12 protein-coding genes are annotated in these 12124 nt (G+C 58.7%); all 12 read left to right on the top strand.

Going from position 1 to position 12124, the window contains the following annotated elements:
- Positions 1-96 precede the first annotated feature (96 nt).
- The 12 genes from atpE (at position 97) to HU767_RS02675 (ending at position 12115) form a co-directional block, all read left to right on the top strand.
- On the top strand, positions 97-354 hold the full coding sequence (gene atpE, locus HU767_RS02730) for a F0F1 ATP synthase subunit C (protein WP_003097235.1): 258 nt from the start codon (positions 97-99) through the stop codon (positions 352-354).
- A gap of 58 nt (positions 355-412) precedes the next feature.
- On the top strand, positions 413-883 hold the full coding sequence (locus HU767_RS02725; RefSeq protein ID WP_003187193.1) for a F0F1 ATP synthase subunit B: 471 nt from the start codon (positions 413-415) through the stop codon (positions 881-883).
- Positions 884-895: 12 nt separating this feature from the next.
- Complete coding sequence (locus HU767_RS02720) at positions 896-1432, top strand: F0F1 ATP synthase subunit delta (protein ID WP_003207094.1); 537 nt, start codon at positions 896-898, stop codon at positions 1430-1432.
- 21 nt (positions 1433-1453) lie between these two features.
- Positions 1454-2998, top strand: a complete 1545-nt coding sequence (gene atpA / locus HU767_RS02715) for a F0F1 ATP synthase subunit alpha (protein WP_003207093.1) — start codon at positions 1454-1456, stop codon at positions 2996-2998.
- Between the two features lie 50 nt (positions 2999-3048).
- Entirely contained in the window at positions 3049-3909 is an 861-nt protein-coding gene (gene atpG / locus HU767_RS02710) for a F0F1 ATP synthase subunit gamma (protein ID WP_014340988.1), read from the top strand.
- Positions 3910-3936: 27 nt separating this feature from the next.
- Positions 3937-5313 (top strand): F0F1 ATP synthase subunit beta, encoded by a 1377-nt coding sequence (gene atpD, locus HU767_RS02705; RefSeq protein WP_014340987.1) that lies wholly within the window; start codon positions 3937-3939, stop codon positions 5311-5313.
- 45 nt (positions 5314-5358) lie between these two features.
- Positions 5359-5775, top strand: a complete 417-nt coding sequence (locus HU767_RS02700) for a F0F1 ATP synthase subunit epsilon (RefSeq protein ID WP_186706462.1) — start codon at positions 5359-5361, stop codon at positions 5773-5775.
- A gap of 123 nt (positions 5776-5898) precedes the next feature.
- Positions 5899-7266, top strand: coding sequence for a bifunctional UDP-N-acetylglucosamine diphosphorylase/glucosamine-1-phosphate N-acetyltransferase GlmU (glmU, locus tag HU767_RS02695; protein ID WP_186706463.1), 1368 nt, complete (start codon positions 5899-5901; stop codon positions 7264-7266).
- 212 nt (positions 7267-7478) lie between these two features.
- The gene (locus HU767_RS02690; protein WP_060739917.1) at positions 7479-8255 is read left to right on the top strand and encodes a DeoR family transcriptional regulator; all 777 of its coding nucleotides are present in this window, start codon (positions 7479-7481) and stop codon (positions 8253-8255) included.
- Between the two features lies 1 nt (position 8256).
- The gene (gene glmS, locus HU767_RS02685) at positions 8257-10089 is read left to right on the top strand and encodes a glutamine--fructose-6-phosphate transaminase (isomerizing) (RefSeq protein ID WP_186728440.1); all 1833 of its coding nucleotides are present in this window, start codon (positions 8257-8259) and stop codon (positions 10087-10089) included.
- A gap of 505 nt (positions 10090-10594) precedes the next feature.
- Positions 10595-11566, top strand: a complete 972-nt coding sequence (locus tag HU767_RS02680; RefSeq protein ID WP_186728439.1) for a tripartite tricarboxylate transporter substrate binding protein — start codon at positions 10595-10597, stop codon at positions 11564-11566.
- A gap of 75 nt (positions 11567-11641) precedes the next feature.
- Entirely contained in the window at positions 11642-12115 is a 474-nt protein-coding gene (locus HU767_RS02675; RefSeq protein WP_186706466.1) for a tripartite tricarboxylate transporter TctB family protein, read from the top strand.
- Positions 12116-12124: the final 9 nt, after the last annotated feature.

Here is a 12124-nt window from a genome sequence, read left to right as displayed (position 1 = left end):
AAACGGGAAGGAGCCCGAACCGGGCTGAGAAACGATTTGTTTTACCGCTTTAATCTAAAAAACCTAAACCATACGACGTAAAAGTCGGGAGGAAAGATGGAAACTGTAGTTGGTCTAACCGCTATCGCTGTTGCACTGTTGATCGGCCTGGGCGCACTGGGTACCGCAATTGGTTTCGGCCTGTTGGGCGGCAAGTTCCTGGAAGGCGCCGCGCGTCAGCCAGAAATGGTTCCAATGCTGCAAGTCAAAATGTTCATCGTGGCCGGTCTGCTCGACGCCGTGACCATGATCGGTGTTGGTATCGCGCTGTTCTTCACCTTTGCGAACCCGTTCGTTGGTCAAATCGCTGGCTAATTACTCGGATGTCTCGAGTAGATTGGTGTGATGGACAACGTAACTGCGAGGTGTTGGCGTGAACATTAATGCGACCCTGATTGGCCAGTCCGTTGCGTTCCTGATTTTTGTACTGTTCTGCATGAAGTTCGTATGGCCTCCGGTCATTGCGGCATTGCACGAACGTCAAAAGAAGATCGCTGATGGTCTGGACGCTGCCAGCCGTGCAGCTCGCGACCTGGAGTTGGCCCATGAGAAAGTGGGTCAGCAACTGCGCGAAGCGAAAGCTCAGGCAGCTGAAATCATCGAGCAAGCCAAGAAACGCGGTACCCAGATTGTCGACGAAGCCCGTGAACAGGCTCGCGTCGAAGCTGACCGTGTGAAGGCTCAGGCTCAAGCCGAGATCGAACAGGAACTCAACAGTGTCAAAGACGCGCTGCGTGCCCAAGTGGGTGCCCTGGCCGTTGGCGGTGCTTCGAAGATCCTGGGTGCCACAATCGATCAAAACGCGCACGCAGAGCTGGTTAACCAACTGGCTGCTGAAATCTAAGCGAGGGCGATCATGGCAGAACTGACCACGTTGGCCCGACCTTACGCTAAGGCGGCCTTCGAGCACGCTCAGGCCCACCAGCAACTGGCCAATTGGTCAGCCATGCTCGGCCTGGCTGCAGCGGTGTCGCAAGACGACACCATGCAGCGCGTGCTCAAGGCCCCGCGACTGACGAGCGCAGAAAAGGCCGCCACGTTCATTGACGTGTGCGGCGACAAGTTCGATGCCAAGGCACAGAATTTCATTCACGTCGTTGCCGAAAACGACCGTCTCCTGCTTCTGCCGGAGATCGCCACTCTTTTCGACCTGTACAAGGCCGAGCAAGAGAAGTCGGTAGACGTGGAAGTGACCAGTGCTTTCGCATTGAACCAAGAACAGCAAGACAAACTCGCCAAGGTTCTCAGTGCACGACTCAACCGGGAAGTGCGCCTGCAAGTCGAGGAAGACAAGTCCCTGATAGGGGGCGTTGTAATCCGCGCCGGCGACCTGGTTATCGATGGCTCGATTCGCGGCAAAATCGCGAAACTTGCCGAAGCATTGAAATCTTGAGTTTGAAGGGGCAGCAGAGCAATGCAGCAACTCAATCCTTCCGAAATAAGTGAAATTATCAAGGGCCGCATCGACAAGCTCGATGTGACCTCCCAAGCCCGTAACGAAGGCACTGTCGTCAGCGTATCTGACGGTATCGTGCGGATTCACGGTCTGGCCGACGTCATGTACGGCGAGATGATCGAGTTTCCGGGCGGCGTCTACGGTATGGCCCTCAACCTGGAGCAAGACTCCGTAGGTGCCGTTGTACTGGGTTCCTACCAGTCGCTGGCCGAAGGCATGAGCGCCAAGTGCACCGGCCGCATCCTCGAAGTTCCGGTTGGTAAGGAACTGCTGGGTCGCGTCGTCGACGCACTGGGCAACCCTGTTGACGGCAAAGGTCCGCTGAACAACACCGAGACCGACGCGGTCGAGAAAGTTGCTCCTGGCGTGATCTGGCGTAAGTCGGTAGACCAGCCTGTACAGACTGGCTACAAGGCTGTCGATGCCATGATCCCTGTCGGCCGTGGCCAGCGTGAGCTGATCATCGGTGACCGTCAGATCGGTAAGACCGCTCTGGCGATCGACGCGATCATCAACCAGAAGAACAGCGGCATTTTCTGCGTCTACGTAGCCATTGGTCAGAAGCAATCGACCATCGCCAACGTGGTTCGCAAGCTGGAAGAAAACGGCGCCCTGGCCAACACCATCATCGTGGCGGCCAGCGCATCGGAATCTCCTGCGCTGCAGTTCCTGGCACCGTACTCCGGTTGCACCATGGGCGAATACTTCCGCGACCGCGGTGAAGACGCGCTGATCGTTTATGACGATCTGTCCAAGCAGGCAGTGGCTTACCGCCAGATCTCCCTGCTGCTGCGCCGTCCACCAGGCCGTGAAGCCTACCCAGGCGACGTGTTCTATCTCCACTCCCGTCTCCTGGAGCGTGCATCCCGCGTTTCGGAAGAATACGTAGAGAAGTTCACCAACGGCGCAGTGACCGGCAAGACCGGCTCCCTGACCGCTCTGCCGATCATCGAAACCCAGGCTGGCGACGTTTCCGCGTTCGTTCCGACCAACGTGATTTCCATCACCGACGGTCAGATCTTCCTGGAATCGGCCATGTTCAACTCCGGGATCCGTCCTGCTGTGAACGCCGGTGTTTCGGTATCCCGTGTGGGTGGTGCCGCTCAGACCAAGATCATCAAGAAGCTGTCCGGTGGTATCCGTACCGCCCTGGCCCAGTATCGTGAATTGGCGGCATTCGCCCAGTTCGCTTCTGACCTGGACGAAGCGACCCGTAAGCAACTTGAGCATGGTCAGCGCGTTACCGAGCTGATGAAGCAGAAGCAATACGCACCAATGTCGATCGCTGACATGGCGCTGTCGCTGTATGCCGCTGAGCGTGGGTTCCTGACTGACGTTGAAATCGCCAAGGTCGGCAGCTTTGAACAAGCGCTGATTGCTTACTTCAACCGCGATCACGCCGACTTGTTGGCCAAGATCAACGTGAAGGGTGACTTCAATGACGAAATCGACGCTGGCATGAAAGCCGGTATCGAGAAGTTCAAGGCCACCCAAACCTGGTAAGCCGCAGCGGGAGTCGCAAGGCTCCCGCTTGCTAACCTGATAGGTGTTACATGGCAGGCGCAAAAGAGATTCGCAGTAAGATTGCGAGCATCAAAAGCACGCAAAAAATTACCAGCGCCATGGAAAAAGTGGCGGTCAGCAAAATGCGCAAGGCTCAAATGCGCATGGCTGCTAGCCGCCCTTATGCGGAGCGCATCCGCCAGGTTATTGGTCATCTGGCCAACGCCAACCCGGAATATCGCCACCCGTTCATGATCGACCGTGCTATCAAGCGCGTCGGTTACGTCGTGGTGAGCAGTGACCGTGGTCTGTGTGGTGGCTTGAACACCAACCTGTTCAAGGCCCTGGTCAAGGACATGGCTGTAAACCGCGAACAAGGCGTCGAGATCGATCTGTGCGTGATTGGTAGCAAGGGTGCGGCTTTCTTCCGCAACTTCGGCGGCAACGTCGTCGCTGCTATCAGCCACCTGGGTGAAGAACCGTCGATCAATGACCTGATCGGCAGCGTCAAGGTGATGCTGGATGCTTACCTGGAAGGCCGGATTGACCGCCTGTCCGTGGTATCCAACAAGTTCATCAACACCATGACGCAACAGCCAACCGTGGAGCAATTGGTTCCACTGGTGGCGACCCCGGAACAGGAACTCAAGCACCACTGGGACTATCTCTACGAACCGGATGCCAAGGAGCTGCTTGACGGCTTGATGGTCCGCTACGTGGAGTCGCAGGTCTACCAGGCGGTGGTCGAGAACAACGCAGCTGAACAAGCGGCGCGGATGATCGCGATGAAGAACGCTACCGACAACGCCGGTGATTTGATCAGCGATTTGCAGCTGATCTACAACAAGGCGCGTCAGGCTGCGATCACCCAAGAGATCTCGGAAATCGTCGGCGGCGCTGCCGCGGTTTAACGGTTCAAATATTCAGAGGATCCAGCTATGAGTAGCGGACGTATCGTTCAAATCATCGGCGCCGTTATCGACGTGGAATTCCCACGCGACAGCGTACCGAGCATCTACAACGCGCTGAAAGTACAAGGCGCGGAAACTACCCTGGAAGTTCAGCAGCAGCTGGGCGACGGCATCGTTCGTACCATTGCGATGGGTTCTACCGAAGGCTTGAAGCGCGGTCTGGACGTTGTCGACTCTGGCGCTGCCATCTCCGTACCGGTCGGTAAAGCGACCCTGGGCCGGATCATGGACGTACTGGGTAACCCGATCGACGAAGCGGGTCCGATCGACACCGAAGAGCGCTGGGGCATTCACCGTCCTGCGCCATCCTTCGCTGAACAGGCGGGCGGCAACGACCTGCTGGAAACCGGCATCAAGGTTATCGACCTGGTTTGCCCGTTCGCCAAGGGCGGTAAAGTCGGTCTGTTCGGTGGTGCCGGTGTAGGCAAGACCGTAAACATGATGGAACTGATCCGTAACATCGCCATCGAGCACAGCGGTTATTCCGTGTTCGCGGGTGTGGGTGAGCGTACTCGTGAGGGTAACGACTTCTACCACGAGATGAAGGATTCCAACGTTCTGGACAAAGTGGCACTGGTCTACGGCCAGATGAACGAGCCGCCGGGAAACCGTCTGCGCGTAGCCCTGACCGGCCTGACCATGGCCGAGAAGTTCCGTGACGAAGGTAACGACGTTCTGCTGTTCGTCGACAACATCTACCGTTACACCCTGGCCGGTACCGAAGTTTCCGCACTGCTGGGCCGTATGCCTTCGGCAGTAGGTTACCAGCCGACCCTGGCTGAAGAGATGGGCGTTCTGCAAGAACGTATCACTTCGACCAAGGAAGGTTCGATCACTTCGATCCAAGCGGTATACGTACCTGCGGATGACTTGACCGACCCGTCGCCAGCGACCACCTTCGCCCACTTGGACGCCACCGTCGTTCTGTCCCGTGACATCGCTTCCCTGGGTATCTACCCAGCGGTTGACCCACTGGACTCGACTTCGCGCCAGCTGGACCCGAACGTGATCGGCCAGGAGCACTACGACACCGCTCGCGGCGTCCAGTACGTGCTGCAGCGCTACAAAGAGCTGAAGGACATCATTGCGATCCTGGGTATGGACGAGCTGTCGGAAGCCGACAAGCAGTTGGTATCCCGCGCTCGTAAGATCCAGCGCTTCTTGTCGCAGCCGTTCTTCGTGGCTGAAGTCTTCACCGGTGCCTCGGGTAAATACGTTTCCCTGAAAGACACCATTGCTGGCTTCAAAGGCATCCTCAACGGTGACTACGACCACCTGCCAGAACAAGCGTTCTACATGGTCGGCGGCATCGAAGAAGCGATCGAGAAAGCCAAGAAACTGTAATCCCGGCGCCCGGCAACGGGCGCTAATTTAGGTTGAGGCAATCAGATGGCTATGACAGTCCATTGCGATATCGTCAGTGCGGAAGGGGAAATCTTCTCCGGTCTGGTCGAGATGGTGATTGCGCATGGTGAACTGGGGGATCTTGGTATCGCTCTGGGTCACGCACCGCTGATCACTAATCTGAAACCGGGTCCGATCCGCTTGATCAAGCAGGGCGGGGAAGCCGAGGTGTATTACATCTCCGGTGGTTTCCTCGAGGTTCAGCCGAACATGGTCAAGGTCCTTGCCGACACTGTGCAACGTGCTGCCGACCTGGACGAAGCCTCCGCTCAGGAGGCCGTCAAGGCCGCCGAGAAGGCCCTGCACGAACGAGGCGCGGAGTTCGACTACGGTTCTGCTGCTGCACGTCTGGCAGAAGCCGCAGCCCAGCTGCGTACGCTTCAGCAGATCCGCAAGAAGTAAGCGGCTAAGCCGTCTGCTTTCTGTGCGATTGATTAAAAAGGGTAGCCTCGGCTACCCTTTTTTCTTTTCCCGACATTCATTACCTGGTCGCAGCCGCTGACCACCCAGGATTGGTAGCCAGTCATGTCTCTTGAAATCGTTATCCTCGCGGCCGGCCAAGGCACCCGCATGCGTTCGGCGTTGCCCAAGGTCTTGCACCCGATCGCCGGCAATTCCATGCTCGGTCATGTTATCCACAGCGCCCGGCAACTTGATCCACAGCGCATTCACGTGGTGATCGGCCATGGTGCCGATGCGGTGCGCGAGCGCCTGGCGGCGGACGACCTGAATTTCGTCCTGCAGGACAAGCAACTGGGCACTGGCCATGCCGTGGCCCAGGCCGTGCCGTTCATCACGGCCAATACGGTGCTGATTCTCTACGGCGATGTGCCGCTGATCGAAGTCGAGACCTTGCAGCGCTTGCTCAAGCAGGTCGCGCCACAGCAGTTGGGTTTGCTGACCGTCGAACTGGATGATCCCACCGGCTATGGCCGCATTGTGCGCAACGCCGACGGCCAAGTGACGGCAATCGTCGAGCAAAAAGACGCCAACGAAGCCCAGCGCGCGATCACCGAGGGCAACACCGGTATTCTCGCGGTGCCGGCCGAGCGCCTGGGTGACTGGATGAGTCGTCTGTCGAACAACAATGCCCAAGGCGAGTACTACCTGACCGATGTGATTGCCATGGCCGTTGCCGACGGGCTGGTCGTCGCCACCGAGCAGCCGCTGGACGCCATGGAAGTGCAGGGCGCCAACGATCGCCGACAACTGGCCGAGCTGGAGCGCCACTACCAACTGCGCGCCGCCCGCCGCCTGATGGCCCAAGGCGTGACCCTGCGCGACCCTGCCCGTTTTGACGTACGCGGTGAAGTCAGCGTAGGTCGCGACGTGGTCATCGACATCAATGTCATTCTCGAAGGCAAGGTCGTCATCGAAGATGACGTGATCATCGGCCCGAACTGCGTGATCAAGGACAGCACCCTGCGCAAAGGCGTGGTGATCAAGGCCAACAGCCATCTCGACGGCGCGGTCATGGGCGAAGGCAGCGATGCCGGCCCGTTTGCCCGCTTGCGGCCAGGCTCGGTGCTGGAAGCCCGGGCCCATGTGGGTAACTTCGTCGAGCTCAAGAACGCTCATCTGGGCGAAGGCGCCAAGGCTGGCCACCTGACCTACCTGGGTGACGCTGAAGTCGGTGCGCGCACCAACATCGGCGCCGGCACCATCACCTGCAACTACGATGGCGCCAACAAGTGGAAAACCGTTCTAGGCGAAGATGTTTTTATCGGTTCCAACAACTCTTTGGTGGCGCCTGTGGATATCTCCAGCGGTGCGACCACGGCGGCCGGTTCGACCCTGACCCAGAATGTGGATAACGGCCAATTGGCAGTCGGACGCGCCCGCCAGCGCAACATCGACGGCTGGAAGCGACCAGAGAAAATCAAGAAGCCCTGAAGTTATCCACAGCCCATTCTGTGGGAGCGGGCTTGCTCGCGAATGCGTTGGGTCAGCAATGAATTAATTGGCTGAACCACCGCTTTCGCGAGCAAGCCCGCTCCCACATTCGATTTGCGGGATTTCTGAATTTTTCTATCGGCGCCTTGACGATACCGTCGCAATAGGTTTTGATTGCTTATGTTATCTTTCGAATCGAAACTTAAGCCGCCATGTCGAAACGCAACACGCCACAGCGCCGTCACAACATCCTTGCTTTGCTCCAAGAGCAGGGCGAGGTCAGTGTGGATGAGTTGGCCAAGCGCTTCGAAACCTCGGAGGTTACGATTCGCAAGGACCTTGCCGCCCTGGAGACCAATGGCCTGCTGCTGCGTCGCTACGGTGGTGCGGTGCCGATGCCGCAGGAGTTGGTGGCCGATAACGGGCAAACCGTTTCCAAGTACAAACTCGCCATTGCCCGGGCCGCTGTGAAGCGGATCCGCGAACATGCGCGGATCATCATCGACAGCGGCAGCACGACCGCCGCCATGATCCCTCAACTCGGCCAACAGCCGGGCCTGGTGGTGATGACCAATTCCCTGCATGTCGCCAATGCCTTGAGCGAACTGGAGCACGAACCGGTGCTGTTGATGACCGGCGGTACCTGGGACCCTCACTCCGAGTCGTTCCAGGGGCAGGTGGCCGAGCAAGTGCTGCGTTCCTACGATTTCGACCAGTTGTTCATCGGCGCCGACGGCATCGATCTGGTTCGAGGTACCACCACCTTCAACGAACTGCTGGGCCTGAGCCGCGTGATGGCTGAGGTTGCCCGGGAAGTGATCGTGATGGTGGAGGCCGACAAGATCGGCCGCAAGATCCCCAACCTGGAACTGCCGTGGAGCAGCGTCCATACCCTCATTACCGATGATCGCCTGCCCGTAGAGGCCCGCGATCAGATTCAGGCCCGCGGCATTACCGTGATCTGCGCGCCTGTCAGCCAGGAGAAGTAGCATGTGTGGAATTGTCGGCGCCGTTGCTGAACGCAACATCACTGCCATCTTGCTTGAAGGTCTCAAGCGTCTCGAATACCGCGGCTACGACAGCGCGGGTGTAGCGGTGTTCACCCAAGACGAGAAGCTCGAGCGCATGCGTCGCCCAGGCAAGGTCAGCGAGCTTGCGCAGGCGCTGGACGCCGAACCGCTGCTCGGTCGCCTGGGCATCGCCCACACCCGTTGGGCCACCCATGGCGCGCCATGCGAGCGTAACGCTCACCCGCATTTCTCCGGCGACCTGGCGGTGGTGCACAACGGCATCATCGAAAACCATGAAGCCCTGCGTGAACAGCTCAAGGCGCTCGGTTATGTGTTCACTTCGGACACTGACACTGAAGTCATCGCCCATCTGCTCAACCACAAGCTCAAGGACCTGGCAGACCTGACTGTCGCCCTCAAGGCAACCGTCAAGGAACTGCACGGTGCCTACGGCCTGGCGGTCATCAGCGCGAAACAACCCGACCGCCTGGTGGCGGCCCGCAGCGGCAGCCCCTTGGTGATTGGCCTGGGCCTGGGGGAAAACTTCCTCGCTTCCGATCAGTTGGCGCTGCGTCAGGTCACCGACCGCTTCATGTACCTGGAAGAAGGCGACATCGCCGAGATTCGCCGCGACAGCGTGCAGATCTGGGACCTGGATGGCAAAAGCGTGGAACGTGAGACCGTCCAGTACCGCGACGGGGCCGAAGCCGCCGACAAGGGCGAGTTCCGCCACTTCATGCTCAAGGAAATCCACGAGCAACCGGCCGTGGTGCAACGCACCCTGGAAGGCCGCCTGAGCCAGAGCCAGGTGTTGGTCCAGGCGTTCGGTCCACAGGCGGCCGAGTTGTTCGCCAAGGTCCGCAACGTGCAGATCGTCGCCTGCGGCACCAGTTACCACGCCGGCATGGTCGCCCGTTACTGGCTGGAAGAGCTGGCCGGTATTCCGTGCCAGGTCGAAGTCGCCAGCGAGTTCCGTTATCGCAAGGTAGTGGTGCAACCCGACACGCTGTTCGTCACCATTTCCCAATCCGGCGAAACCGCCGACACCTTGGCCGCCCTGCGTAACGCCAAGGAACTGGGTTTTCTCGCCAGCCTGGCGATCTGCAACGTCGGTATCAGCTCGCTGGTGCGTGAGTCCGACCTGACCCTGCTGACCCAGGCCGGTCGTGAGATCGGCGTGGCGTCGACCAAGGCGTTCACCACGCAACTGGTTGGCCTGCTGTTGCTGACACTGTCCCTGGGCCAGGTCCGTGGCACGCTGGGTGAGGGCGTCGAGGCCAAGCTGGTGGAAGAACTGCGTCGCCTGCCGGCCCGCCTGGGCGAAGCCTTGGCCATGGACAGCACCGTGGAAAAAATCGCCGAGCTGTTCGCCGAGAAGAACCACACCCTGTTCCTGGGCCGTGGCGCGCAATTCCCGGTGGCGATGGAAGGAGCCTTGAAGCTCAAGGAAATCTCCTACATCCACGCCGAGGCCTACCCGGCCGGCGAGCTCAAGCACGGCCCGCTGGCGCTTGTGGATAACGACATGCCCGTGGTCACGGTCGCGCCGAACAACGAGCTGCTGGAAAAGCTCAAGTCCAACCTGCAGGAAGTGCGCGCCCGTGGTGGCCAGTTGATTGTCTTTGCCGACGAGAAGGCCGGCATGACCAACGGCGAAGGCACCCACGTGGTGCACATGCCGCACATCCACGACATCCTGTCGCCGATTCTCTACACCATCCCGCTGCAGTTGTTGTCGTACTACGTCGCCGTGCTCAAGGGCACCGATGTGGACCAGCCGCGTAACCTGGCGAAATCGGTCACGGTCGAGTAAGGCCGGAGCGCGGGCCACGGAGCGAGCCTGTCGGCTCGGATCCGAAACGCTCAAAAAACCAACCCCCTGAAATTCAGGGGGTTTTTTATTGGGAGCAAAAAACTTCAGGCCGACTTCGCCCAAGGAGCAACGATTCGATACGCCTGGTTCACCCGTCCTGTTCGTCGTATTCATGCGAGCCGCTGAACAACTGCGTTGACAACGTGAGGCATAGGTGATGATATCGAGTCATACGACAACGTATGACATCAAAAATAATAAAAACGAAAGGCGCAGTCATGTTTTCTACATTTGCCGCCCAGCGAATTTGCAGTCCATCGGCCCCACGCGTTATCGCCGTGCGCCCGCTATCTTCTTTTTTACCTTCCGAAAAACCCTGCCCTCCAGTGCAGTCGAATTCCGCGATCTCAACGCTCGATCAGTCTCGCCTGGCGTTAGTGCTGGGCCTGTTCGTTTCCTGCTCAACTTCAAACCCACAATGAATGGCTGTACCCGGAGAACAATAATGAAGAAAACACTCTGCGCCTCTTTGATCGCCTCGTTCCTGAGCCTGACCGCCGGCACGGCAATGGCCGCCGACGCAAGCGATTGGCCAAGCCGTCCGGTACAGGTCGTAGTGATCGCCAACGCCGGCGGTGACACTGATTTCAACGCAAGGATGATGGCCAAGTACTTCACCAAGGTCACTGGCAAGACCATGGTGGTCACCAACATGGCCGGTGGGGGCGGCACCATCGCCGCCGATGCGGTCAAGAGCGCAGCGCCGGATGGCAATACCATTCTGTTTACTCACACCGGCCAGTTGATCGTCAACGAGGTCGCGGGGCTGTCCGAAGACCGTTTTGATGCGTTCGATATTTCCTGCATCGCTGGCGTCGACAAGGGCGCTGTGTTCGTCTCGGCGAAAAGCTCGGGCATCGACAGCCTCGACCAGCTGATCGAGAAGGCCAAGGCCAAGCCCGGCACCATCACCTACGGCACCGAGATGGGTAACTTCTCTCATCTGCAAGGCTTGATGTTCGAGAAGCTCGCCGGCGTGAAACTGAAAATGGTCGACAGCGGCACCGTCTCGGAAAAAATCGTTGCCTTGCTGGGCAAGCGCATCGACCTCGGTGCGATCAGCTATGGCTCGGTCCAGGATTACATTTCCAGCGGCAAGATGACCGCCCTGGGCCAGCCTAACGCCGAGCGCAACGCGCTGCTGGGCGACGTCAAGACTTTCAAGGAGCAAGGCGTGGACCTGGTCCTGGACAAGCCTTACGTCGTTGCTTTCCCGAAAGGCACCGACCCGGCCATCGTCAAGAAAATGGCCGACACCATGAAGAAAATCACCGAAGAGCCGGAATATGCCGAAGAACTGAAGAAGTCCTTCAAGCAGCCGGTCAGCTTCCAGGGCACCGAAGAAGCCATCGCTACGTTGAACAAAACCCGCGACAGCTTCATGCAGTTCAAGGACGAGATGCGTAAAGCCAAATAATTTTGCGTAACGGTTCGGGTGCGCGCCGCGTTGGCCAGCACCCGATTCCCGTCCTTCCCAGCAAGAGGAGCCTGTATGGATTCCTATAAAAGAAACGAGTTGATCGCCGGCCTGGCCATGCTCGGCGCCGGCATCGCTTACCTGGTATTGACCATGAACCTGCCGCGTCGCGGGACGATCGATGCCGCGTTTGTCCCTTGGGTGCTCGCCGTCGCGTTGTGCCTGTTGGGTGCGTTGCAATTGTGGGTGTGGCGCAAGCTGCCGGATAAAAGTGCCGAGCCCGTGGAAAAGCCCGAGGCGATCGATTACCCAACCGTCATCAAATCCATGGCATTGGTGCTGCTTTACACGGCGCTGATGGAACCGCTGGGTTTCGTGATCACCACTGTGCTTTATCTCTATGCCCAGTTCATCGTATTGACCCCGGCGGACGAAAAGGTCAAGCACCTGCGATACGCACTGATCGCGGTCGTTTCGGCTGTTCTGATCTTTTACATCTTTCGCCATGGCTTCGACTTGCTTCTGCCGGTCGGCCTATTGGATTTCTAGGGGACGGCC

The sequence above is a fragment of the Pseudomonas sp. SWRI179 genome, from assembly GCF_014268705.1.
GTDB classification, from domain to species: Bacteria; Pseudomonadota; Gammaproteobacteria; order Pseudomonadales; family Pseudomonadaceae; genus Aquipseudomonas; species Aquipseudomonas zanjanensis.
The sequence above is the reverse complement of the archived record's forward strand: the minus strand, read 5'-3'. Positions and strand labels throughout refer to the sequence as shown.